Below are 24,696 nucleotides of genomic sequence, written 5' to 3'. Positions count from 1 at the left end.
CGCCACGACCGGAAGGAACAGCAACCTCGTGGCAACTCTGCAATGGGACTCCCTCGACGATCGCGCGGTCGACACGGCTCGCGTGCTCGCAGCCGACGCCGTGGAGAAGGTCGGCAACGGACACCCGGGCACGGCGATGAGCCTCGCCCCGGCGGCCTACCTCCTCTTCCAGAAGGTGATGCGACGCGACCCGTCCGACCTCGACTGGCTGGGGCGCGACCGCTTCATCCTCTCCGCAGGCCACTCCTCGCTCACGCAGTACGTGCAGCTCTACCTCGAGGGCTCCGGCCTCGAGCTCGACGACCTGAAGGCCCTCCGCACCTGGGGTTCGAAGACCCCGGGCCACCCGGAGTACGGCCACACCGCCGGCGTGGAGATCACGACCGGTCCGCTCGGCCAGGGCCTCGCCTCCGCCGTCGGCTTCGCCTACGCGGCCCGCTACGAGCGCGGCCTCTTCGACCCCGAGGCGGCCGCGGGCGAGAGCCCCTTCGACCACTTCGTGTACGTCGTCGCCGGCGACGGCGACCTGCAGGAGGGCGTGACGAGCGAGGCATCCTCCCTCGCCGGCCACCAGCAGCTCGGCAACCTCGTCGTCATCTACGACTCGAACCAGATCTCGATCGAGGACGACACGAACATCGCCTTCACGGAGGACGTGGCGAAGCGCTACGAGTCCTACGGCTGGCACGTGCAGACCGTCGACTGGAAGAAGACGGGCGAGTACGTCGAGGACGTCGCCGAGCTGCACGCCGCCATCGAGGCGGCGAAGGGCGAGCAGGCGAAGCCGTCGATCATCATCCTGAAGACGATCATCGGCTGGCCCTCCCCCGGCAAGCAGAACTCCGGCAAGATCCACGGCTCCGCGCTCGGCGCGGCCGAGCTCGCCGCGACGAAGGAGGTGCTCGGCTTCGACCCCGAGCAGAGCTTCGTCGTCGCCGAGGACGTCATCGAGCGCACCCGCGGCGCCCGCGAGCGCGGGGCGGCGCTCCACCGCGAGTGGCAGGCGTTGTTCGATGCCTGGGCCGCGGCGAACCCCGAGCGCAAGGCGCTCCTCGACCGCCTCGAGGCCGGCGAGCTGCCCGAGGGCCTCGAGCAGGCCCTGCCGGTGTTCGAGGCGGGCACCGAGGTGTCGACCCGCGCCGCATCCGGCAAAGTCATCAACGCGCTCGCGGCCGAACTCCCCGAGCTCTGGGGCGGCTCGGCCGACCTCGCCGAGTCGAACCTCACGACGATCAACGGCGGTGGATCGTTCGTCCCCACCGAGCACTCGACGCACGAGTGGGCGGGCAACCCGTACGGTCGGGTCCTGCACTTCGGCATCCGCGAGCACGCCATGGGCGCCATCCTGAACGGCATCGTCCTGCACGGGCCGACGCGCGCCTTCGGCGGCACCTTCCTCATCTTCAGCGACTACATGCGGCCCGCCGTGCGGCTCGCCGCGCTGATGCAGGTCCCGTCGATCTTCGTCTGGACCCACGACTCGGTCGCCCTCGGCGAGGACGGCCCGACGCACCAGCCGATCGAACAGCTCGCGACCCTCCGCGCCATCCCGGGCCTCGACGTGGTCCGCCCGGCCGACGCGAACGAGGTGTCCTACGCCTGGCTCGAGATCCTGAAGCGCCGCGGCGGTCCCGCCGGCATCGCGCTGACCCGCCAGAACATCCCGGTGTTCGAGCGCGGCGACGGCGCGGCATCCGGCGCCGTGCTCGCGAGCGCGGCGAACGTCTCGAAGGGCGCCTACGTGCTCGCCGAGGCCGCCTCGGGCACGCCCGATGTCATCCTGATCGCCACGGGCTCCGAGGTGCAGCTCGCCGTCGCGGCGCGCGAGCAGCTCGCCGCGGAGGGCATCTCCGCGCGCGTCGTGTCCGCCCCGAGCCTCGAGTGGTTCGAGGAGCAGGACGCCGCGTACCGCGAGCAGGTGCTGCCGGCAGCCGTCACCGCTCGCGTCTCCGTCGAGGCCGGGCTGTCGCTCAGCTGGCAGCGCTACCTCGGCGACCGCGGCCGGTCCGTGTCGATCGAGCACTTCGGCGCCTCCGCCGACTACAAGACCCTGTTCCGCGAGTTCGGCATCACGACGGACGCCGTCGTCGCCGCCGCCAAGGAATCGCTCGCCGCCTGAGCGGGCACGAAGGAGCAACGAACCCATGAGCATCACTCCCACCGCCGCGCTCTCCGAGGCCGGCGTCAGCATCTGGCTCGACGACCTCTCGCGCGAGCGCATCGAGACGGGCGACCTCGCCCGGCTCATCGCCGAGCGCGACGTCGTCGGCGTCACCACCAACCCGACGATCTTCGCGGGCGCGCTCTCGAAGGGCGAGCGCTACGCGGAGCAGGTCGCCTCGCTGGCCGCCGCGGGCGCCGACGTCGACCGCGCCGTGTTCGAGATCACCACCGACGACGTCCGCGCCGCCGCCGACGTCTTCCGCGAGGTGTACGACCGCTCGGGCGGCTTCGACGGCCGCGTGTCGATCGAGGTCGCTCCCGGCCTCGCCCACGACACCGCCGGCACCGTCGCCGAGGCGAAGACCCTCTGGGAGCGCGTCGACCGCCCGAACGCCATGATCAAGATCCCCGCGACCGTCGAGGGTCTCGACGCCATCCGCGAGACGATCGGCGCCGGCATCAGCGTCAACGTCACCCTCATCTTCAGCCTCGACCGGTACCGCGAGGTCATGGCCGCGTACCTCGCCGGCCTGGAGCAGGCGAAGGCCGCCGGGCACGACCTCTCGACGATCCACTCGGTCGCCTCGTTCTTCGTCTCGCGCGTCGACACCGAGATCGACAAGCGGCTCGTGGCGATCGGCACCGACGAGGCGCTCGCCCTGAAGAGCAAGGCGGGCGTCGCGAACGCGCGCCTCGCCTACGAGCTCTACGAGGAGACCTTCGCGAGCGAGCGCGCCGCGGCGCTGCTCGCCGCCGGCGCGAACCGCCAGCGTCCGCTCTGGGCCTCGACCGGCGTCAAGGACCCGGCCCTGCCCGACACGCTCTACGTCACGGAGCTCGTGGCCGACGGCGTCGTGAACACCATGCCCGAGAAGACCCTCGAGGCGACGTTCGACCACGGCGTGGTCACCGGCGACACCGTGACCGGTGCCTACGCGGAGGCCGGCGCCGTCCTCGACGCGCTCGCGAAGGTCGGCGTCGACTACGACGACGTCACCGCGCTCCTCGAGCGCGAGGGCGTCGAGAAGTTCATCGTCTCGTGGGACGAGCTGCTCGAGTCCGTCGGGGCGGCGCTGGGGGCGGCACGATGAGCTTCCGTATCTCCGTGAGCGGCGCCGCGGCCGACGCCGTGCGCCGCGTCGTCCCCCAGCTCGTCGCCGACCGGGTCGCGAGCGGCATCACGGCGCAGGACCCCGAGCTCTGGGGCCCCGAGGCCGAGTCGGAGTCGGCGAAGCGCCTCGGCTGGACCGAGGCCGTCGCGATCTCCCGCCCGCTCGTCCCCGAGATCCTCGCGCTCCGCGACGAGCTGCGCGAGGCCGGCGTCGACCACATCGTCCTCGCGGGCATGGGCGGCTCCTCGCTCGCGCCCGAGGTCATCACCCGCACCGCGGGCGTGCCCCTCACCGTGCTCGACTCCACGGAGCCCGGCCAGGTCCGCGCCGCGCTCGCCGACCGGCTCGCCTCGAGCGCGCTCGTCGTGTCCTCGAAGTCGGGCTCGACGGTCGAGACCGACAGCCAGCGCCGCATCTACGAGCAGGCGTTCCGCGACGCGGGCATCGACCCGGCCGGCCGCATCGTCGTCGTGACCGACCCGGGCTCGCCGCTCGACGAGTCGGCGCGCGCCGCGGGGTACCGCGTCTTCAACGCCGACCCGAACGTCGGCGGCCGCTACTCGGCGCTCACCGCCTTCGGGCTCGTCCCCTCCGGCCTCGCCGGGGTCGACATCGCCGAGATCCTCGACGAGGCCGAGTCCGTGGAGCTCCCGCTCGCCGTGGACACCGAGGAGAACCCGGGCCTGGTGCTCGGCGCCGCGATCGCCGCGACGCAGCCGCTCCGCGACAAGCTGGCGATCGTCGCCGACGGCACGCACATCGTCGGCTTCGCCGACTGGGCGGAGCAGCTCATCGCCGAGTCGACCGGCAAGGAGGGGACGGGACTGCTTCCCGTCGTCCTCGAGCCCGACGCGCCGGAGCTCTCCGCCGGGCTCGCCGATCTGCAGCTCGTGCGGCTCGTCGACGACGCGGGGACCGCGCTCTTCCACGACGACGCGAGCGACGAGATCCGCGTGAGCGGCACCCTCGGCGCCCAGCTCCTCGTCTGGGAGTACGCCACCGCGGTCGCCGGCCGGCTGCTCGGGATCAACCCCTTCGACCAGCCCGACGTGGAGTCCGCGAAGATCGCGGCCCGCGGGCTCCTCGACGCCCGGCCCGAGCCCGCCCCGGCGGCGTTCGTCGCCGAGGGCATCGAGGTGCGCGGCACGCCCGAGGTCATCGGTGCGGCGAGCGACCTCGCCTCGGCGATCGAGGTGCTCCTCGAAGAGCTCCCGGCCGACGGCTACCTCTCGGTCCAGGCGTACGTCGATCGCGTCGCCCACCCCGAGATCGCGCAGCTGCGCGAGCTCCTGGCCGCCCGCGCCGGTCGCCCGGTCACCTTCGGCTGGGGCCCGCGCTTCCTGCACTCGACCGGGCAGTTCCACAAGGGCGGCCCGGCGGTCGGCGTGTTCCTCCAGCTCACGCAGCGGCCCGCTGAGGATCTCGCGATCCCGGAGCGGCCGTTCACCTTCGGCGAGCTCATCGCCGCGCAGGCCTCCGGCGACGCGAGCGTGCTCGCCGAGCACGGCCGGCCGGTGCTGACGCTCACGCTGACCGACCCCGCGGCGAACCTCGCGTCCCTCGTCGCCGCGATCGACTGACGGCAGGAGCCACCGCAGTGCAACCGGCACTCATCGAGGCGGGCCACAACCCGCTGCGTTCTCCGAAGGACTACCGGCTGAATCGCATCGCCGGCCCGTCGAGCCTCATCATCTTCGGCGTGACGGGCGACCTGTCCCGCAAGAAGCTGATGCCCGCGGTGTACGACCTCGCGAACCGGGGGCTCCTGCCCCCGGGCTTCGCGCTGGTCGGCTTCGCCCGGCGGGACTGGGAGAACGAGGACTTCGCCCAGGTCGTCCACGACTCGGTGAAGCAGTACGCCCGCACGGAGTTCCGCGAGGACGTCTGGCAGCAGTTGGCCCGGGGCATCCGCTTCGTCACCGGCACCTTCGACGACGACGATGCGTTCGACCGTCTCCGCGCCACGGTCGAGGACCTCGACCGTGAGCGCGGGACGATGGGCAACCACGCGTTCTACCTCTCGATCCCGCCGAAGTCCTTCCCGCTCGTGACCGAGCAGTTGAAGCGCTCGGGCCTCACCGAGCAGCGCGAGGGCCAGTGGCGCCGGGTGGTCATCGAGAAGCCCTTCGGCAGCGACCTGCAGACGGCGCGCGAGCTGAACGACGTCGTCGCCTCCGTCTTCCCGCCCGACTCGGTCTTCCGGATCGACCACTACCTGGGCAAGGAGACGGTGCAGAACATCCTGGCGCTGCGCTTCGCGAACCAGCTGTACGAGCCCATCTGGAACGCCAACTACGTCGACCACGTGCAGATCACCATGGCCGAGGACATCGGCGTGGGCGGACGCGCGGGGTACTACGACGGCATCGGGGCGGCGCGCGACGTCATCCAGAACCACCTGCTGCAGCTCCTCGCCCTCACGGCGATGGAGGAGCCGATCTCCTTCGAGGCGGCCGACCTCCGCGCCGAGAAGGAGAAGATCCTCGCGGCGATCCGGCTTCCGGAGGATCTCGCGACCGGCACCGCGCGCGGCCAGTACGCGGGCGGCTGGCAGGGCGGCGAACAGGTCGTCGGCTTCCTCGAGGAAGACGGCATGAACCCCGAGTCGACGACCGAGACCTATGCGGCCATGAAGCTCACCATCGGCACCCGCCGCTGGGCGGGGGTGCCGTTCTACCTGCGCGCCGGCAAGCGGCTCGGCCGCCGGGTCACCGAGATCGCCGTGGTGTTCAAGCGCGCGCCGCAGCAGGTGTTCGCCGACAGCCAGACCTCGGAGCTCGGCCAGAACGCGCTCGTGATCCGGGTGCAGCCCGACGAGGGCGTGACGATCCGCTTCGGCTCGAAGGTGCCCGGCGCCGGCATGCAGGTGCGCGACGTGACGATGGACTTCGGCTACGGCCACGCCTTCACCGAGGCGAGCCCGGAGGCGTACGAGCGGCTCATCCTCGACGTGCTGCTCGGCGACCCGCCGCTCTTCCCCCGTCAGGAGGAGGTCGAGCTCTCCTGGAAGATCCTCGACCCGATCGAGCACTTCTGGGCGAGTCAGGGTCGTCCCGAGCAGTACCGACCCGGTTCCTGGGGCCCAAGCTCGGCCGACGAGCTGCTCGCCCGCGACGGACGCAGTTGGAGGCGCCCATGATCGTCGATCTGCCCGACACCACGACCAGCCAGGTCTCCAAGGCGCTCGTGAAGATCCGCGAGGAGGGCGGCGTCGTCGCCCTCGGTCGCGTGCTGACCCTCATCATCGCGACCCAGGCCGGTCGCGAGGAGGAAGCGATCGAGGCGGCGAACGACGCCTCGCGCGAGCACCCGATGCGCGTCATCGTGGTCGCCTCGGAGCCCGGCGCCGACGGCGCCGGCGTGGCGCCCCGGCTGGATGCCGAGATCCGCGTCGGCGGCGACGCCGGCGCGAGCGAGGTCATCGTGCTCCGCGCGTACGGCGAGGTCGCGAGCGACGAGGAGAGCCTCGTCATGGCGCTCCTCCTGCCGGACGCCCCGGTCGTCACCTGGTGGCCGGGCGCGGCTCCCGAAGTCCCGGCGCTCGCGCCGCTCGGCCGCATCGCGCACCGGCGCATCACGGATGCCTCGGCGCAGCCCGACCCCCAGGCGGCGCTCTCCGCGCTCGAGCGCAGCTACCGCCCGGGCGACGCGGACTTCGCGTGGACGAGGCTGACGCTCTGGCGCGCCCAGCTGGCGGCCGTCCTGGACCAGCCGCCGTACGAGCCGGTGACGCGCGTGCACGTCTCCGGCGCGCTCGACTCCCCCTCCACGACGCTCCTCGCCGCCTGGCTGAAGCTGCAGCTGCAGGCGGAGACGAGCTGCGCACTCGCGGGGCCGGAGAGCGAGCTGCACGGCATCCACGGCGTCGAGCTCGAGCGCGCGAGCGGCAACATCGAGCTGATCCGCGACATCCCCGGCGTCGCGACCCTGCGTCAGCCCGGGCAGCCGGTGCACGACGTCGCGCTCCCCCGCCGCAGCCTCCGCGACTGCCTCGCGGACGAGCTGCGCCGGCTCGACCCCGACGAACTCTACGGCGAGGTGATCACCGTCGGCCTGCCCCTGCTCGCCGATGGAACGGAAGGTGGACGAGGATGACCAACGACCGACGGGTGCTCGTGCACCCGGACAAGCCCGCGCTCGCGGCCGCGGTGGCGGCGCGCTTCATGACGAAGCTGCTCGACATCCTCGACGAGCAGGCGGTCGCGCATATCGTGCTCACGGGCGGTTCGATGGGCGGGGCCGTGCTGGAGGCGGTGGCCGCCTCGCCCGCGCGCACGAGCATCGACTGGTCTCGGGTGCACTTCTGGTGGGGCGACGAGCGCTGGGTGCCCGAGCGCGACGCCGAGCGCAACGACACGCAGTCGTTCGATGCGCTGCTCGACGTGCTCGAGCTGCCGGCCGGCAACCTGCACCCGTTCCCGGCCTCCGACGCCGGCCTCGAGCTCGACGTCGCCGCCGAGGTGTACGCCGCCGAGCTCGCGGCCCACGGCGTCGACGGTCAGCCCTACCCCATCTTCGACATCACGTTCCTCGGCGTCGGGCCGGACGGGCACATCGCCTCGCTGTTCCCGCACCGCTCCGGCATCCGCGTGACCGACCGCACCGTCATCGCCGTGCGCAACTCCCCGAAGCCGCCGCCCGAGCGACTGAGCCTCACCCGCCCGGTGCTGAACTCCTCGCAGCGCGTCTGGTTCGTGCTCGCCGGCGCGGACAAGGCCTCGGCGCTCGGGCTCGCGCTGGCCGGTGCGAGCCGCGACGAGGTGCCGGTCGCGGGCATCAAGGGCCGGAAGCGCACGGTGTTCTTCGTCGACCGCGACGCCGCGGCGGAGGTCCCCGAGCAGCTCATCGCCCCGGAGTACTGAGCGACGGCGTTCCCGCGCAGACGAAACGGCGGGCGGATCCCGAAGGATCCGCCCGCCGTTTGGTTCGTCTGCGAGGCGACTCGGAGCTAGTCCGCGGTGCGCGTGCCGCGACGCGCGCGCAGCTGCTGCAGCGCCTCCTCGAGGAGGGCGGCCGCCTCTTCCTCGGTGCGGCGCTCCTTCACATAGGCGAGGTGGGTCTTGTAGGGCTCGCTCTTCGACAGCGACGGCGGGTTCGCCTTGTCACGACCGGCCGGGAGCCCCGTCGAGGGGCTGTCGATCGTCTCGGGGATCTCCTCGTCGGGGAGGTTCGCCGCGAAGTAGCGGATCGTCTCGTTGCCCTGGGCGTCCCAGTAGCTCACGGCGACGCGGTCGGCGTGGAAGCCGCGGTCCTGCTCGCCCATGGGGCCGGCACCGACGCGCGAGCCGCGGATGGCGCTGTTTCCGGAGACCATCAGATGCCCGCCTCGAACTTGGTGATGAGCCCGAGCACCACGATGCAGGTGACCCAGACGAGGCCCAGGATGATCGTGATCCGGTTCAGGTTGCGCTCCGCGACGCCCGAGGCGCCGAGGTTGGAGGTCACACCGCCGCCGAACATGTCGGAGAGCCCGCCGCCGCGGCCCTTGTGCAGCAGGATGAGCAGGGTCAGCAGCAGGCTCGTGAGGCCGAGCAGGACCTGCAGGACGACCTGGAGAATCTCCACGGTGAAACCTTTCCGGGCACGACGGACTGGTCGGTGCCGACAATCGAGTATAGCCGGGCGGCGGCCCGGGAGCGCGTCGGCGCCCCGGGCCGCACCCGATCAGGCGCCGACGTGCTTCTTGAAGCGGACGATCGCGGAGAACTCGTCGATGTCGAGGCTCGCGCCGCCGACGAGCGCGCCGTCGACGTTCGGCTCGCGGAGGAAGGCGGCGATGTTCGCGGCCTTCACGGATCCGCCGTAGAGGATGCGGGTGGCCTGGGCGACCTCGTCGCCGGCGAGCTCGGCCAGCACCCCGCGGAGTGCGGCCGCGACCTGCTCGGCCTGGGCAGGCGTCGCGGCCTGGCCCGAGCCGATCGCCCAGACCGGCTCGTAGGCGACGACGAGGCCCTTCGAGGCATCCACGCCCTCGAGCGCGCGACGGAGCTGCGCGACCGGCACGGCGCTCGCACCGTGGGTCTCGAGGTCTTCCGCGGTCTCGCCGACGCACAGCACCGGGACGAGCCCGTGGCGGTGCGCCGCGACGACCTTCGCGTTCACGTCCTCATCGGTCTCGCCGTGCAGCGTGCGCCGCTCCGAGTGGCCGATGATGACGTAGCCGCAGTCGAGCTGCTTCAGGAACGCGCCGGACACCTCGCCCGTGTACGCACCCGAGTCGTGCTTCGACAGATCCTGCGCGCCGTACGCGATCGGCAGGGAATCGGCCGTGACGAGCGTCTGCACCGAGCGGAGGTCGGTGAACGGCGGGAACACCGCCACCTCGGCGTCCGCGTAGTCGTGCTTCGCGTCGGCGAGGCTCCAGGCGAGCTTCTGGACGAACGCGATCGCCTGCAGGTGATCGAGGTTCATCTTCCAGTTGCCCGCGATGAACGGGGTGCGCTTCACTGCCATCCGAGGACCTCCAGTCCGGGGAGCTGCTTGCCTTCCAGGAACTCGAGGCTCGCGCCCCCGCCCGTGGAGATGTGACCGAACTGGGCGTCGTCGAAGCCCAGCTGCCTGACCGCGGCGGCCGAGTCGCCGCCGCCGACGACGCTCAGGCCGTCGACCTCGGTGAGGGCCTCGGCGACCGCACGGGTGCCCGCCGCGAACGGGGCGAGCTCGAACACGCCCATCGGGCCGTTCCAGAACACCGTCTTCGAGGCGCGGATGCGCGCTGCGAAGTCGGCGGCCGTCGCCGGGCCGATGTCGAGGCCGAGCCCCGAGGCGCCGAACGGCGTCTCCTCGATGGCGTCGGCCGCGGTCACCACGTGCTCGGCCTCGGCCGAGAACGCGGACGCCACGACGACGTCGCTCGGGAGGACGAGCTCGACGCCGCGCTCCCGGGCCTCGGCGAGATAGCCGCGGACCGTGTCGAGCTGGTCGGCCTCGAGCAGGCTCGATGCGACCTGGTGGCCCTGGGCGGCGAGGAACGTGAACAGCATGCCGCCGCCGACGAGCAGGGTGTCGACGCGCGGGAGCAGGTGGGCGATGACGCCGAGCTTGTCGGAGACCTTCGAGCCGCCGAGCACCACCGTGTAGGGTCGCTCGGGCGTCTCGGTCAAGCGGTCGAGCACTTCGAGCTCGGCCGCGATCAGCAGGCCGGCGGCGCTCGGCCGCAACTGCTCGAGCTCGTACACGCTCGCCTGCTTGCGGTGCACGACGCCGAAGCCGTCGGAGACGACGACGTCGGCGAACGCCGCGAGCTGCTCGGCGAAGGCGCGCCGCTCGGCGTCGTCCTTCGCGGTCTCCCCCGGGTTGAAGCGGAGGTTCTCGAGCACGAGCACCTCGCCGTCGCCGAGGGCCGCGACCTTCGCCGCGGCATCCTCGCCCACCGTGTCGGCCGCGAAACCGACGGGCGCGTCGAGGAGCTCGCCGAGGCGGGCCGCGACGGGCCGGAGGCTGTACTTCGCCTCCGGCTCGCCCTTCGGCCTGCCGAGATGGGAGATGACGACGACGCGGGCGCCCTGCGCGAGCAGGGCGTTCAGCGTCGGCAGCGAGGCCCGCACGCGGCCGTCGTCCGTGATGGTCTCGCCGTCCAGGGGGACGTTGAGGTCGCATCGGACGACGACGCGCTTGCCGGCGAGCTCACCGAGGGAATCGATGGTTCGCAGAGTCACTGTGCTCCGTTTCGGTCGCCGGCGCGTGGCCGGATCAGAGACGCTCGCCGACGTACTCGGCGAGGTCGACGAGGCGGTTGGAGTAACCCCACTCGTTGTCGTACCAGCTCGAGAGCTTGACCTGGTCGCCGATGACGCGCACGAGGCCGGCGTCGAAGATCGACGAGTGCGGGTCGGAGACGATGTCGCTCGAGACGATCTCGTCCTCGGTGTACTTCAGGATGCCCTTCATCGGGCCCTCGGCGGCGGCCTTGTACGCGGCCTTCACCTCGTCGACCGTGACCGGGCGCGAGGAGGTGACCGTGAGGTCGGTGATCGAGCCGGTGGGCACCGGCACGCGGAGCGCGAAGCCGTCGAGCTTGCCGACGAGCTCGGGCAGCACGAGACCGATCGCCTTCGCGGCGCCCGTGGAGGTCGGCACGATGTTGATCGCGGCTGCGCGGGCGCGGCGGAGGTCCTTGTGGGGGCCGTCCTGCAGGTTCTGGTCGGCGGTGTAGGCGTGCACCGTGGTCATGAGGCCGCGCTCGATGCCGAAGGCGTCGTTGAAGACCTTCGCGAGGGGCGCGAGGCAGTTCGTCGTGCAGGACGCGTTCGAGATGATGTGGTGCGTCTCGGGGTTGTAGTCCTGCTCGTTGACGCCGATCACGAAGGTCGCGTCCTCGTCGGTCGCGGGCGCCGAGATGAGCACCTTCTTCGCGCCGGCCTCGAGGTGCTTGCGGGCGTCGGCCGCCTTCGTGAAGAAGCCGGTCGACTCGATCACGATGTCGACGCCGAGCTCGCCCCAGGGCAGGTTCGCGGGGTCGCGCTCCGCGAACGCCTTGATCTTCGTGCCGTTGACGATGAGGTTCTCGTCGTCGTACTCGACGGTCGCGTCGAGGCGTCCCGTGATCGAGTCGTACTTCAGCAGGTGGGCGAGGGTCTTGTTGTCGGTGAGGTCGTTGACCGCGACGATCTCGAGGTCTGCGCCCTGGGCGAGCGCTGCGCGGAAGAAGTTGCGGCCGATGCGGCCGAATCCATTGATGCCGATCTTGACGGACACGGGAAGGTCTCCTGATTGGACTGGGCGCGAACGCGCCGTGTGGGAAGGATGAGGCTCGGACGGCGGTGTCCCCGGACACGGTCCGGGGACACCCATCCGCTACGACAGTAGCAGCAGGCCCGCGGTCTTCTCGGTGGCCGCCTGCCAGCGCTGCTGCACGTTCTGCCAGTCGACGATCGTCCAGAACGCCTTGACGTAGTCGGCGCGCACGTTCTGGTAGTCGAGGTAGTACGCGTGCTCCCACACGTCGAGCATGAGGAGCGGCACGATGCCGGCCGGCAGGTTGCCCTGCTGGTCGAAGAACTGCACGATGATCAGGCGCTGACCGATCGAGTCCCACGCGAGCACCGCCCAGCCCGAGCCCTGGACGCCGAGCGCGGTCGCGGTGAAGTGCGCCTGGAAGCCGTCGAAGGAGCCGAAGTGGTCGTCGATCGCGGCCGCGAGCTCGCCGGTCGGCTTGTCGCCGCCCTCCGGGGAGAGGTTGGTCCAGAAGATCGAGTGGTTGACGTGACCGCCGAGGTTGAACGCGAGGTCCTTCTCGAGCTTGTTCACGTTGGCGAGGTTGCCCGTCTCGCGCGCCTCGGCGAGCTGCGCGAGGGCGGTGTTCGCGCCGGTCACGTACGCCTGGTGGTGCTTCGAGTGGTGCAGCTCCATGATGCGACCGCTGATCGCCGGCTCGAGCGCCGCGTAGTCGTACGGAAGATCGGGGAGGGTGTAGTCAGCCATTGCTTCTCCTTGTCAGATGCCGGGTCGTCCGGGCCTCTGCCTGGTCCAACCGCGGCCTCTCCGAGTCTATGCCCGAAGGCCCGGCCGGAACCGGGCCTTGACGTCACACCTCGTCGAGATCGGCGGGCAGGCTCGCCTCGGTGCCGGGCACGCCGAGGTCGGCCGCGCGCTTGTCGGCCATCGCGAGCAGCCGGCGGATGCGTCCGGCGACCGCGTCCTTCGTCATGGGCGGGTCGGCGTGGTGGCCGAGCTCGTCGAGGCTCGCGTCCCGGTGCGCGAGGCGGAGGTCGCCCGCGTACTTCAGGTGGTCGGGGATGTCGTCGCCGAGGAGCTCCATCGCACGCTCCACGCGCGCGCACGCGGCGACCGCCGCCTGCGCGGAGCGGCGGAGGTTCGCGTCATCGAAGTTCACGAGGCGGTTCGCCGTGGCCCGCACCTCCCGGCGCTGGCGCAGCTCCTCCCAGTTGCGGACGGTGCCGGTCGCGCCCATGGCCTGCAGCATGGCGCTGATCGCCTCGCCGTCACGGACGACGACGCGGTGCACGCCGCGCACCTCGCGGGCCTTCGCGGCGATGCCGAGCCGACCGGCCGCACCGACGAGCGCCATCGCGGTCTCGTTCCCGGGGCAGGTGATCTCCAGCGCCGCTGAGCGGCCCGGGTCGGTGAGGCTGCCGCTCGCGAGGAACGCGCCGCGCCACACCGCCGCGACCTCGTCGCGCGAGCCCGTCGTCAGTCGGTTCGGCAGGCCGCGCACGGGTCGACGGCGTGCGTCGAGCAGCCCGGTCTGCCGGGCCAGGGTCTCGCCGCCGTCGAGGACGCGGACGAGGTACTGGTTGCCCCGGCGCACGCCGCCGGCCGCCGACACCGAGACGTCGGGACGGACGCCGTAGAGCTCCGCGAGGTCGCGGGTGACCCGGCGCACGAGCGTCGGCGAGTCGAGCTCGGCCTCGATCGCGATGCGTCCGGAGATGATGTGCAGTCCGCCGGCGAACCGCAGCACCGTGGCGAGCTCCGCGGCCCTCACGCCCGTCTTCGCGACTTCGACGCGTGCCAGCTCTTCCTTCACATCAGCCGTCAATGCCACGTGGTTCCCAATCTTCCGTTGTTGCCGTCGCGTCCTCGAGGGTCATTCTCGCCCGAGGTCGCGATCTTTGATACTGACGGCGACCCCTGGCAGTTGCCCGAGTCGCCTCGCGATCTCGCGGACGATCGCCACCGAGCGGTGCTTGCCGCCGGTGCATCCGATCGCGACCGTCGCGTGCCGCTTGTTCTCGCGCTGGTACCCGGCCATGACGGGCGCGAGCGCCGCCGCGTAGGCGTCGATGAACTCCATCGCCCCGGGCTGCCCGAGCACGTAGCCGGAGACCCGCTCGTCCTCCCCCGTCAGGGCCCGGAGCTCGGGCTCCCAGAACGGGTTCGGCAGGAAGCGGGCGTCGGCGACGTGGTCGGCATCGGTCGGGATGCCGTACTTGAACCCGAAGCTGAGGACCGTCACGCGCAGGCCCGCCCGGTCGGCCTCGGCGAAGGTGTCGGTCACCAGCGTCGCGAGCTGGTGGATGTTCAGGTCCGAGGTGTCGACGACGAAGTCGCTCGACTCGCGGATCGCCGCGACCCTGGCGCGCTCGGCGCCGATGCCGTCGAGGATGGTGCCGTCGCCCTGGAGCGGGTGCGGCCGGCGCACCGCCTCGAATCGGCGGACCAGAGCGGCGTCGGTCGCGTCGAGGAACATGACCCGCACGTTCACCCCGGTGCGGAGCGCCTGGATGATCTCCTGCAGCTCCGAGAAGAAGTCGCGGCCGCGGATGTCCACGACCGCGGCGATGCGGGGCAGCGAGTTGCCGGCGCGCTCGACGAGCTCCACGAGGGGGCGCAGCATCTGCGGCGGAAGGTTGTCGACGACGTACCAGCCGAGGTCTTCGAGCGCGTTCGCGGCGGTGGACCGCCCGGCTCCGCTCATCCCGGTGACGATGAGCATCTCCTGGTGCTCCGTCTCGTCTGCCATCAGCCGGCCGCCCCCTTCGTTTCTGAAGCTCCAGCCTACCGGGACGCCGGGGCGCCGACGCTCTGCAGATGCCCGTGCACCGTCTCCGCGAGCACCGGCCCGATGCCCTTCACCTCAGCGATCTCCTCCGGCGAGGCTCCCTTCAGCCGGGCCACGGAGCCGAAGTGCCGCAGGAGCTCCTTGACGCGGGCCGGGCCGAGGCCCGGGATCTCCGCGAGCACCGTGCTGATGTCGCGCTTGCGGCGCTGGCGCTGGTGGGTGATCGCGAAGCGGTGCGCCTCATCGCGGATGCGCTGGAACAGGAACAGCGCATCGCTGTTGCGCGGCAGGATCACCGGGTAGTCGGACTCGGGCGTCCAGATCTCCTCCAGACGCTTGGCGATGCCGCAGAGGAAGATGCCCTGCACCCCCGACTCGCGGAGCGCCCGCGCGGCCGCCGCGACCTGGGGCTGGCCGCCGTCGACCACGAGGAGGTTCGGCGGGTAGGCGAACTTCTTCCGTCGCGTCGACTCGACGACGGGCGCCTCCGGCTCGGCGTCCGCGGAGGCTCCGGGAGCCTCCGGGTCGGCGGAGGGATCGCTCGCCGGCGGGCCGGCGACGATGAGCCCTTGCTCCCCCGTCGCCCCGCTCGCCGACTCCTCGGCGCGATCGGGGTCGCGGAGGTACGCGAGCCGCCGAGTGAGCACCTGATGGATCGAGTCGGTGTCGTCGCTCGAGTTCGGGATCGTGAAGCGCCGGTACTCGTCCTTGCGCGGCAGGCCGTCCTCGAACACGACCATCGACGCCACGATGTTCGTGCCGCTCAGATGGGAGACGTCGTAGCACTCGATGCGCAGCGGGGCATCCGCCATGCCGAGCGCCTCCTGGATGTCCTCCAGCGCACGCGACCGCGTCGTGAAGTCCGCGCTCCGCCGGGTCTTGTAGAGCATCAGGTTCTGCTTCGCGTTCTGCTCGGCCGTCGCGAGGAGCGCCGCCTTGTCGCCGCGCTGCGCCGCACGCAGCCGCACCTTGCGGCCCGCGTGCTCGCCGAGCCACGCCTCGACCGCCTCGGCGTCGTCGGGAAGCACCGGCACGACCACCTCGCCCGGGGGCCGGAGCTCGTCGGCGTAGGCGTTCTGCAGCACGACGTCGACGAGTTCGCCGAGCGGCACGTCGAGCTCCTTGTCGACCGTCCACGAGCGGACGCCGCGCACCCGCCCGCCGCGCACGGCGAACATCTGCACGGCCGCCTGCAGTTCGTCGTGATCGATGCCGAACACGTCGAGGTCGACCTTCTCGCCGAGCACCATCGCACTCTTCTCGAAGAACTCGCGGGCCGCCTGGAGCTGATCGCGTCGGCGAGCCGCGGTCTCATAGTCTTGCGCGGCCGCCGCCTCGCGCATCTCGCGCTCGAGGTCGCCGAGGATCGCGGTGTCCTGGTTCTGCATGAAGGCGACGAAGCGGTCGACGTTGCGGCGGTGCTCCTCGATCGTCACCTTGCCCGAGCACGGCCCGAAGCACCGGCCGATCTGGCCGGCGAAGCAGGGCTTCCCGCTCGCCATCGCCCGGCGGTAATCGCTGTCCTTGCAGGTGCGGATCGGGAAGAGCTTCGTGAGGATCTCGAGGGTCTCGCTCACCGCCCACACCTTCGGATACGGGCCGAAGTACCTGGCGCCGGGGATACCCCGCTTGCGCGAGACCATCGCCCGCGGCGCCTCGTCGGCGAGGGTGACGACGAGGTACGGATACGACTTGTCGTCCTTGAAGCGCACGTTGAACGGCGGCTTCCACTCGTTGATCCAGGTGATCTCGAGCTGGAGCGCCTCGACGTCGCTGCGGACGACGGTCCACTCCACGGAGGCCGCGGTCGTCACCATCCGCCGGGTGCGCTCGTGCAGCGTGTGCAGCGGGGCGAAGTAGTTCGACAGCCGCGCCCGGAGGTTCTTCGCCTTGCCGACGTAGAGCACCCGCCGCTCGGCGTCGCGGAAGCGGTACACCCCCGGCGAGGTCGGGATCTCCCCGGCCTTCGGCCGGTACGGGACGGTGCTGGCCATCGCTAGCCGGCGACCCGCTCCGTGGCGGCGTGCGCCTGGGCGTCGAAGATCTCCCGGAGGAAGTATCCGGTGTGGCTGTCGTCGTTCTCCGCCACCTGCTCCGGCGTGCCCGTGGCGACGATCTGCCCGCCGCCGGAGCCGCCCTCGGGGCCGAGGTCGATGATCCAGTCGGCGGACTTGATGACGTCGAGCGAGTGCTCGATGACGATCACCGAGTTGCCCTTGTCGACGAGCTTGCCGAGCACCTTCAGCAGCTTGCGCACGTCTTCGAAGTGGAGGCCGGTCGTCGGCTCGTCGAGCACGTAGACGCTGCGCCCGTTGGAGCGGCGCTGGAGCTCGGTCGCGAGCTTCACGCGCTGCGCCTCGCCGCCGGAGAGCGTCGTCGCGCTCTGCCCGAGCTTGACGTAGCCGAGGCCGACGTCGACGAGGGTCTTCAGGTATCGGTGGATGGCCGAGATCGGCTCGAAGAACTCCGCAGCCTCGCTGATCGGCATGTCGAGCACCTCGGAGATGTTCTTGCCCTTGTAGTGCACCTGCAGCGTCTCGCGGTTGTACCGCTTGCCCCCGCAGACCTCGCACGCGACGTAGACGTCGGGCAGGAAGTTCATCTCGATCTTGATGGTGCCGTCGCCGGAGCACGCCTCGCAGCGGCCGCCCTTGACGTTGAAGCTGAACCGGCCGGGCAGGTAGCCGCGGGCCTTCGCCTCGACCGTCTCGGAGAACAGCGTGCGGATGCGGTCGAACACGCCGGTGTAGGTCGCGGGGTTCGATCGCGGGGTGCGCCCGATCGGCGCCTGGTCGACGTGGACGACCTTGTCGAGGTGCTCGAGGCCGCTCACCCGACGGTGCTTGCCCGGCACCTTGCGCGCCCCGTTCAGCCGGTTCGCCAGGACCCGGTAGAGGATGTCGTTGACGAGCGAGGACTTGCCGGAGCCGCTCACCCCCGTCACCGCGGTGAGCGTGCCGAGCGGGAAGCTCACATCGACGTTGCGGAGGTTGTTCGCCGCGGCCCCCTCGACCGTGATCATGCGCTCGGGGTCGATCGCGCGGCGCGACTCGGGGACGGCGATCTCCTTGCGGCCGGACAGGTAGTCGCCGGTGAGCGATCGGGTGTTGGCGACCAGGTCGTCGTAGCTGCCGGAGTGCACGACGGTGCCGCCGTTCACGCCGGCGCCGGGGCCGATGTCGACGATCCAGTCGGCCGTGCGGATCGTGTCTTCGTCGTGCTCGACGACGATGAGCGTGTTGCCGAGGTCGCGCAGCGCGACGAGGGTGTCGATGAGCCGGCGGTTGTCGCGCTGGTGCAGCCCGATGCTCGGCTCGTCGAGGACGTAGAGCACGCCAGTGAGGCCGGAGCCGATCTGCGTCGCGAGCCGGATGCGCTGCGCCTCGCCGCCCGACAGCGTGCCGGCTGCGCGCGCGAGGTCGAGGTAACTGAGCCCGACTCGGATGAGGAAGTCGAGGCGCAGCTTGATCTCGCGGAGCACCTGCGCCGCGATCGCCTGCTCGCGATCGGTGAGCTCGAGCTTGTCCATGAAGGCGCGCGCGTCGGTCAGGCTCAACCGGCACACCTCGGCGATGCTGCGGTCGTGGATGAGCACCGCGAGCACCTCGGGCTTCAGCCGGTTGCCGTCGCAGACGGGGCAGGGCACCTCGCGGAGGTACTCGGCCCAGCGGGCGCGCTGCACATCGGTCTCGGCCTGCACGTACTGCCGCTCGATGTACGGGACGACCCCCTCGAAGCCGGAGGTGTAGCTCATCTCACGGCCGTAGCGGTTGCGCCACCGGACCTTGACCTCGAAGTTGTCGCCGCGGAGCACCGCCGCGCGGGCCTCGGGCGCGAGCTCCTCCCACGGGGTGTCGAGGGAGAAGTCGAGGTCGCGGGCCAGACCGGTGAGGAGCTTCTCGTAGTAGTTGTAGAGGCTCTTGCCCTGGGAGGTCCACGGCAGGATGACCCCCTCCGCGATCGACAGCGCGGGGTCGCCGAGCAGCAGCTCCTCGTCGACCGACATGCGCGTGCCGAGGCCGGAGCACTCGGGGCAGGCGCCGAATGGCGCGTTGAAGGAGAAGGTGCGCGGCTCGATCTCGGTGAGCTGGATCGGGTGCTGGTTCGGGCAGGAGAGCTTCTCGGAGAAGGTCTGCCAGGCGTCGGGCCCCTCCTCGTCGACGTAGTTGATCTGCACGAGGCCGTCGGTGAGTCGGAGCGCGGTCTCGAGCGAGTCGGTGAGTCGGCCGAGGATGTCGGCGGAGGCGACGAGACGGTCGACCACGACCGAGATGTCGTGCTTCACCTGCTTCTTCAGCTTCGGCGGCTCGTCGAGGCGGATGACCTCGCCGTCGACGACGGCCCGGGAGAAGCCCTGCGCGGCGAGCTCCCGGAACAGGTCGACGAACTCGCCCTTCTTCTTGGAGACGACGGGGCTCAGGACCTGGAAGCGGGTGCCGTCGGCGAGTTCCATGAGCTGATCGGCGATCTGCTGCACCGTCTGGCGCTGGATGGGCTCGCCGCAGACCGGGCAGTGCGGGACGCCGATGCGCGCCCACAGGAGGCGCATGTAATCGTAGATCTCGGTGATCGTGCCGACCGTCGAGCGCGGGTTGCGGTTCGTCGACTTCTGGTCGATGGAGACCGCGGGGCTCAGCCCCTCGATGAAGTCGACGTCGGGCCGGTCGACCTGCCCGAGGAACTGGCGCGCGTACGCGGAGAGCGACTCGACGTAGCGCCGCTGACCCTCGGCGAAGATCGTGTCGAAGGCGAGCGACGACTTGCCGGAGCCCGAGAGCCCGGTGAAGACCACCATCGCATCGCGCGGGATCTCGACGTCGACGTCGCGGAGGTTGTGCACGCGGGCACCGCGGACACTCAGTCGGGAGTGGGCATCGAGACGTGAAACTGGCACCCTACGAGTCTAGGGACGACCACCGACACTCCTCCCCCGGACGCTCCGCTGTGGGCGAACAGATGTTCGAATACGGGCGCGCGGCGCCGGTCGGCGGGGCGATCAGCCGAGGTGCCCCGCCTTCTCCATCTGCCGGAGCTCGCGCTTCAGCTCGGAGACCTCGTCGCGCAGCCGCGCCGCGAGCTCGAACTTCAGCTCGCCTGCCGCCTCGAGCATCTGACCGTTGAGGTCGCGGATGAGCGACTCGAGATCGTTCGCGCCCTCGGCCGCGATGCCCTCGCGCCGCAGCTTCGGCACGGGCGAGGTCTTCTTCGCGTCGCGTCCGGCGAGCAGCTCGGCGGTGTCGGCCTCCTCCCGCGCGAGCACCTGGGTGATGTCGGCGATCCGCTTGCGCAGGGGCTGCGGGTCGATGCCGTTCACGCGGTTGTACTCGACCTGCTTCTCCCGGCGCCGGTTGGTCTCCTCGATGGCGTTCGTCATCGAGTCGGTCATGACGTCGGCGTACATGTGCACCTGGCCCGACACGTTGCGCGCCGCGCGGCCGATCGTCTGGATGAGCGAGGTCGAGGACCGCAGGAACCCCTCCTTGTCGGCATCGAGGATGGCGACGAGCGAGACCTCCGGCAGGTCGAGCCCCTCGCGGAGCAGGTTGATGCCGACGAGCACGTCGTAGACGCCCGCGCGGAGCTCGGTGAGCAGCTCGACACGACGCAGCGTGTCGACGTCGGAGTGCAGGTAGCGCACCCGGACTCCGGCCTCCGTGAGGAAGTCGGTGAGCTCCTCGGCCATCTTCTTCGTGAGCGTCGTCACGAGCACCCGCTCGTCGCGTTCGGCGCGCACCCGGATCTCCTCGAGCAGATCGTCGATCTGCCCCTTCGAGGGCTTCACCACGATCTCCGGGTCGATCAGGCCCGTCGGACGGATGATCTGCTCGACCACGCCGTCGGCGATGCCGAGCTCGTAGCGGCCGGGCGTCGCCGAGAGGTAGACGGACTGGCCGATGCGGTGCTTGAACTCGTCCCACTTCAGCGGGCGGTTGTCGAGCGCGCTCGGGAGTCGGAAGCCGTGCTCGACGAGCGTGCGCTTGCGAGAGGAGTCGCCCTCGTACATGGCGCCGATCTGCGGCACCGTGACGTGCGATTCGTCGATCACCACGAGGAAGTCGTCGGGGAAGTAGTCGAGGAGGCAGTGCGGCGGCTCCCCCGCCGCACGCGCGTCGATGTGGCGGGAGTAGTTCTCGATGCCCGAGCAGAAGCCGATCTGCTCCATCATCTCGAGGTCGAAGGTGGTGCGCATGCGGAGCCGCTGCGCCTCGAGCAGCTTGCCCTCGCGCTCGAGCTCGGCGAGCCGCTCGTCGAGCTCGTCGCGGATCGTGCCGATCGCGCGCTGCATCACGTCGGTCGACGCGACGTAGTGCGAGCCCGGGAAGACCGGCACCGCGTCGAGCTTCTCGATGACCTGACCAGTGAGCGGATGCAGGCTGTACAGCGCCTCGATCTCGTCGCCGAACATCTCGATGCGGATCGCGTGCTCCTCGTAGACCGGGATGATCTCGATGGTGTCGCCCCGGACCCGGAAGTTGCCGCGCGAGAAGTCGACGTCGTTGCGCTGGTACTGCATCGAGACGAACTTGCGGATCAGCCAGTCGCGGTCGACGCGCTGGCCGACCTGCAGCGGCATCATTGCGTTCAGGTACTCCTCCGGCGTGCCGAGGCCGTAGATGCACGAGACCGTGGACACCACGACGACGTCGCGCCTGGACAGCAGCGAGTTCGTCGTCGAGTGGCGGAGCCGTTCGACCTCCGCGTTGATCGACGAGTCCTTCTCGATGAAGGTGTCGGTCTGCGGCACGTACGCCTCGGGCTGGTAGTAGTCGTAGTAGGAGACGAAGTACTCGACGGCGTTGTGCGGCATCAGCTCGCGGAACTCGTTTGCCAGCTGGGCGGCCAGGGTCTTGTTGTGCGCGAGGACGAGGGTCGGCCGCTGCACCTGCTCGATGAGCCACGCCGTGGTCGCGGACTTGCCCGTGCCGGTCGCGCCGAGCAGCACCACGTCGGTCTCACCGGCGTTGATGCGGGCGGCGAGCTCGGCGATCGCCTGCGGCTGATCGCCGCTCGGCTCATACTCGCTGACGACCTCGAACGGGCGCACGGAGCGCGTGGATTCCATGCGTCAAGTCTAGGTTCGGCCACCGACACCTCGGCCGGAACGGGGCATCCCTTCGCCGAGGGCGTACCTCAGCGGGACGCGCGCTCCGCGGCGACCCGCGCCCAGAGCGCGTCGGCCTGGCTCATCGTGTGACCGAGCGAGCCGTCGGTGTCGATCACGACGTCGGCGACCTTCAACCGGGACTCGCGGTCGATCTGCGCGTCGACGCGCGCCTCGGCCTGCAGCGGATCGAGGCCGCGCTGTTCGACGAGCCGCTTCACCTGCGTGCGCTTCGGCGCGTCCGTGACAACGACGAGGTCGAAGGGGTGGTCCACGTTCGCCTCGACGAGGAGCGGGACGTCGTACACCACCACGGCGTCGGGGTTCTCGGCCTCGGCCTTCGCGATGAGCCGACCGGACAGCTCCCGCACCGCGGGGTGGACGATCGCGTTCAGCTTCGCCCGCGCCGCGTCGTCGCCGAAGACGATGCGCCCCAGCCGCTCGCGGTCGAGGGAGCCGTCGGGGCGCAGCACCTCGGCTCCGAAGGTCTCGACGATCGCCGCGAGCGCCGGCGTGCCGGGTTCGACGACCTTCCTCGCGAGCTGGTCGGCGTCGAGGTGCACGGCGCCGTGCTCATAGAGCCGCCGCGCGACGGTGGACTTGCCGGACGCGATGCCGCCGGTCAGGCCGATCAGGTACACAGCCTCACTCTAGCCGTGCAAGACTCGTGCCGCGGGAGGGAGACGGGATGCTCGAACTGCTCACGGCGACGGGGCTGGCCCTCGCGGCCGGGCTGAACGCGTGGATCCCGCTCGTGCTGCTCGGTGCGCTCGACCGGTTCACGGGTCTCGTGGAGCTCCCGCCGGCGTGGGCCTGGCTCGCGAACGAGTGGGTGCTCCTCATCCTCGTCGTGCTCCTCGTCGTCGAGTTCCTGGCCGACAAGGTGCCCGGGCTCGACACCGTGAACGACGTCGTGCAGACCGTCGTCCGCCCCACCTCCGGCGGGATCGCCTTCGGCTCGGGGCTCGGCGCGACGACGACCGCCGTCACCGATCCGGCGGAGTTCTTCGCGTCCGCACAGTGGGTCCCGATCGCCGTGGGCGTCGTGCTCGCGCTCGCCGTGCACCTGCTGAAGGCGGGCGCCCGGCCGATCCTGAACGCGGCGACGGCGGGCGTCGCGGCGCCCATCGCGAGCACCGCCGAGGATGCCGGCAGCGTACTCATCGTCGTGGCCGCCATCCTGGCCCCGATCCTCGTGCTCCTCGCGATCGCGGCGGTCGTCGCTGCGGCGATCTGGCTCGTCCGCCGCCGGAGACGGCGAAAGGCCGGTCCCCGAGGGGACCGGCCTTCCGGTGATCGCGTGAGCGACTAGTTGTTGCTCGAGAGCTTCTCGCGGAGCGCCGCGAGCGAGGCGTCGTCGGCGAGGGTGCCCGCGCCGGCGGTGTCGCTCGAGTAGGACGCGCCACCGGCCGAGAACGAGTCGTCGGCGGCCTGAGCGGCGAGCGAAGCAGCAACCTGCTTCTTGTGCGCCTCCCAGCGAGCCTGGGCGGCAGCGTAGTCCTGCTCCCACTTCTCGCGCTGGGTCTCGAAGCCTTCCTTCCACTCGTTCGTCTCGGGGTCGAAGCCCTCCGGGAACTTGTAGTTGCCCTGCTCGTCGTACTCGGTGAGCATGCCGTAGAGCGCCGGGTCGAACTCGGTGCCCTCGGGGTCGACGCCCTCGTTCGCCTGCTTCAGCGAGAGCGAGATGCGGCGACGCTCGAGGTCGATGTCGATGACCTTGACGAAGACCTCTTCGCCCACCGAGACGACCTGCTCGGCCAGCTCGACGTGCTTGCCCGACAGCTCCGAGATGTGCACGAGGCCCTCGATGCCGTCGGCGACGCGGACGAACGCACCGAACGGGACCAGCTTCGTGACCTTGCCCGGTGCGACCTGACCGATCGCGTGCGTGCGGGCGAAGACCTGCCACGGGTCTTCCTGCGTCGCCTTGAGCGAGAGCGAGACGCGCTCGCGGTCGAGCTCGACGGAGAGCACCTCGACGGTGACCTCCTGGCCGACCTCGACGACCTCGCTGGCGTGCTCGATGTGCTTCCACGACAGCTCGGAGACGTGCACGAGGCCGTCCACGCCGCCGAGGTCGACGAACGCACCGAAGTTGACGATCGAGGAGATGACGCCCTTGCGGATCTGGCCCGGGTGCAGGTTGGCGAGGAAGGTCGAGCGCGACTCCGACTGGGTCTGCTCGAGCAGCGCACGGCGCGACAGGACCACGTTGTTGCGGTTCTTGTCGAGCTCGAGGATCTTCGCCTCGAGCTCCTGGCCGAGGTACGGCGTGAGGTCGCGGACGCGACGGAGCTCGATGAGCGACGCCGGGAGGAAGCCGCGGAGGCCGATGTCGACGATCAGGCCGCCCTTGACGACCTCGATGACCGAACCGGTCACCACGCCGTCGGACTCCTTGATCTTCTCCACGTCGCCCCAGGCGCGCTCGTACTGCGCACGCTTCTTCGACAGGATGAGGCGACCTTCCTTGTCCTCCTTCTGGAGAACGAGCGCCTCGACGGTGTCGCCGACCTCGACGACCTCGGTGGGGTCGACGTCGTGCTTGATGGAAAGTTCGCGCGAGGGGATGACGCCCTCGGTCTTGTAGCCGACGTCGAGGAGGACCTCGTCGCGGTCGATCTTCACGACGGTACCCTCGATGAGGTCGCCGTCGTTGAAGAACTTCAGGGTCTTCTCGACCGCGGCGAGGAAATCGTCAGCAGATCCGATGTCGTTGATCGCGACCTGCTTGGGCGCCTTGGTCGTTGCGGTTGTCATGAAGTAGATGCTCCGAATGGACAATATCGGGCCCGTCGCGAAGGTAGAGCGTATGTGGGTTCCGCGATGGGCATGCGGACAGGAATGTCACACGA

20 protein-coding genes are annotated in these 24,696 nt (G+C 70.5%); 7 read left to right on the top strand and 13 right to left on the bottom strand.

The features are described from left to right. Positions 1 to 28 precede the first annotated feature (28 nt). The 6 genes from tkt to pgl are packed head-to-tail and all read left to right on the top strand — an operon-like array spanning position 29 to position 8,137. On the top strand, positions 29 to 2,119 hold the full coding sequence (tkt, locus tag ROT00_RS02665; RefSeq protein WP_404772111.1) for a transketolase: 2,091 nt from the start codon (positions 29 to 31) through the stop codon (positions 2,117 to 2,119). A gap of 25 nt (positions 2,120 to 2,144) precedes the next feature. Further along, positions 2,145 to 3,254 carry a transaldolase gene (tal, locus tag ROT00_RS02660; protein ID WP_404772110.1) on the top strand — a complete coding sequence of 370 codons (1,110 nt, stop codon included), beginning with the start codon at positions 2,145 to 2,147 and terminating at the stop codon, positions 3,252 to 3,254. After that, the gene (locus ROT00_RS02655) at positions 3,251 to 4,855 is read left to right on the top strand and encodes a glucose-6-phosphate isomerase (RefSeq protein WP_404772108.1); all 1,605 of its coding nucleotides are present in this window, start codon (positions 3,251 to 3,253) and stop codon (positions 4,853 to 4,855) included. The genes tal and ROT00_RS02655 overlap by 4 nt, the downstream gene beginning before the upstream one ends. Before the next feature lie 17 nt (positions 4,856 to 4,872). Then, positions 4,873 to 6,414, top strand: a complete 1,542-nt coding sequence (zwf, locus tag ROT00_RS02650; RefSeq protein ID WP_404772106.1) for a glucose-6-phosphate dehydrogenase — start codon at positions 4,873 to 4,875, stop codon at positions 6,412 to 6,414. Next, on the top strand, positions 6,411 to 7,370 hold the full coding sequence (locus ROT00_RS02645) for a glucose-6-phosphate dehydrogenase assembly protein OpcA (protein ID WP_404772104.1): 960 nt from the start codon (positions 6,411 to 6,413) through the stop codon (positions 7,368 to 7,370). The genes zwf and ROT00_RS02645 overlap by 4 nt, the downstream gene beginning before the upstream one ends. Further along, positions 7,367 to 8,137 (top strand): 6-phosphogluconolactonase, encoded by a 771-nt coding sequence (pgl, locus tag ROT00_RS02640; RefSeq protein ID WP_404772103.1) that lies wholly within the window; start codon positions 7,367 to 7,369, stop codon positions 8,135 to 8,137. The genes ROT00_RS02645 and pgl overlap by 4 nt, the downstream gene beginning before the upstream one ends. Before the next feature lie 86 nt (positions 8,138 to 8,223). On the opposite strand, the gene ROT00_RS02635 is transcribed toward pgl, so the two are convergent. The 12 genes from ROT00_RS02635 to coaE form a co-directional block, all read right to left on the bottom strand. After that, positions 8,224 to 8,589: an RNA polymerase-binding protein RbpA gene (locus ROT00_RS02635; RefSeq protein ID WP_404772101.1), complete on the bottom strand. Its 366-nt coding sequence runs from the start codon at positions 8,587 to 8,589 to the stop codon at positions 8,224 to 8,226. After that, positions 8,589 to 8,840 (bottom strand): preprotein translocase subunit SecG, encoded by a 252-nt coding sequence (gene secG / locus ROT00_RS02630; protein ID WP_189084947.1) that lies wholly within the window; start codon positions 8,838 to 8,840, stop codon positions 8,589 to 8,591. The genes ROT00_RS02635 and secG overlap by 1 nt, the downstream gene beginning before the upstream one ends. A 99-nt stretch (positions 8,841 to 8,939) precedes the next feature. Beyond that, positions 8,940 to 9,728, bottom strand: coding sequence for a triose-phosphate isomerase (tpiA, locus tag ROT00_RS02625; protein WP_404772099.1), 789 nt, complete (start codon positions 9,726 to 9,728; stop codon positions 8,940 to 8,942). Continuing rightward, on the bottom strand, positions 9,719 to 10,933 hold the full coding sequence (locus tag ROT00_RS02620; protein ID WP_404772097.1) for a phosphoglycerate kinase: 1,215 nt from the start codon (positions 10,931 to 10,933) through the stop codon (positions 9,719 to 9,721). The genes tpiA and ROT00_RS02620 overlap by 10 nt, the downstream gene beginning before the upstream one ends. A 34-nt stretch (positions 10,934 to 10,967) precedes the next feature. Next, positions 10,968 to 11,972, bottom strand: coding sequence for a type I glyceraldehyde-3-phosphate dehydrogenase (gap, locus tag ROT00_RS02615; RefSeq protein ID WP_404772096.1), 1,005 nt, complete (start codon positions 11,970 to 11,972; stop codon positions 10,968 to 10,970). Positions 11,973 to 12,071: 99 nt separating this feature from the next. Then, a complete protein-coding gene (locus ROT00_RS02610) occupies positions 12,072 to 12,698 on the bottom strand; it encodes a superoxide dismutase (RefSeq protein WP_404772094.1) in 627 nt (208 codons plus the stop codon). Positions 12,699 to 12,801: 103 nt separating this feature from the next. Then, on the bottom strand, positions 12,802 to 13,782 hold the full coding sequence (whiA, locus tag ROT00_RS02605) for a DNA-binding protein WhiA (RefSeq protein ID WP_404772093.1): 981 nt from the start codon (positions 13,780 to 13,782) through the stop codon (positions 12,802 to 12,804). Positions 13,783 to 13,824: 42 nt separating this feature from the next. Further along, a complete protein-coding gene (gene rapZ / locus ROT00_RS02600; RefSeq protein ID WP_404772092.1) occupies positions 13,825 to 14,700 on the bottom strand; it encodes an RNase adapter RapZ in 876 nt (291 codons plus the stop codon). A gap of 35 nt (positions 14,701 to 14,735) precedes the next feature. Then, on the bottom strand, positions 14,736 to 16,733 hold the full coding sequence (gene uvrC, locus ROT00_RS02595) for an excinuclease ABC subunit UvrC (RefSeq protein WP_404772090.1): 1,998 nt from the start codon (positions 16,731 to 16,733) through the stop codon (positions 14,736 to 14,738). A 2-nt stretch (positions 16,734 to 16,735) separates the two neighbouring features. Beyond that, entirely contained in the window at positions 16,736 to 19,633 is a 2,898-nt protein-coding gene (uvrA, locus tag ROT00_RS02590; RefSeq protein ID WP_404772088.1) for an excinuclease ABC subunit UvrA, read from the bottom strand. 102 nt (positions 19,634 to 19,735) lie between these two features. After that, positions 19,736 to 21,802: an excinuclease ABC subunit UvrB gene (gene uvrB, locus ROT00_RS02585; RefSeq protein WP_404772087.1), complete on the bottom strand. Its 2,067-nt coding sequence runs from the start codon at positions 21,800 to 21,802 to the stop codon at positions 19,736 to 19,738. 68 nt (positions 21,803 to 21,870) lie between these two features. Continuing rightward, positions 21,871 to 22,482 carry a dephospho-CoA kinase gene (gene coaE, locus ROT00_RS02580; RefSeq protein WP_404772085.1) on the bottom strand — a complete coding sequence of 204 codons (612 nt, stop codon included), beginning with the start codon at positions 22,480 to 22,482 and terminating at the stop codon, positions 21,871 to 21,873. 47 nt (positions 22,483 to 22,529) lie between these two features. Here coaE and ROT00_RS02575 point away from each other — a divergent pair, with 47 nt between their 5' ends. Further along, positions 22,530 to 23,153, top strand: coding sequence for a DUF4126 domain-containing protein (locus ROT00_RS02575; protein WP_404772084.1), 624 nt, complete (start codon positions 22,530 to 22,532; stop codon positions 23,151 to 23,153). Here ROT00_RS02575 and rpsA read toward each other — a convergent pair. Beyond that, positions 23,150 to 24,601 carry a 30S ribosomal protein S1 gene (gene rpsA, locus ROT00_RS02570; RefSeq protein WP_404772083.1) on the bottom strand — a complete coding sequence of 484 codons (1,452 nt, stop codon included), beginning with the start codon at positions 24,599 to 24,601 and terminating at the stop codon, positions 23,150 to 23,152. The genes ROT00_RS02575 and rpsA overlap by 4 nt on opposite strands. Positions 24,602 to 24,696 lie beyond the last annotated feature (95 nt).

This window comes from Agromyces mediolanus (assembly GCF_044917495.1).
GTDB lineage: Bacteria > Actinomycetota > Actinomycetes > Actinomycetales > Microbacteriaceae > Agromyces > Agromyces mediolanus_B.
This window is presented reverse-complemented; position numbering and strand designations above follow the sequence as displayed.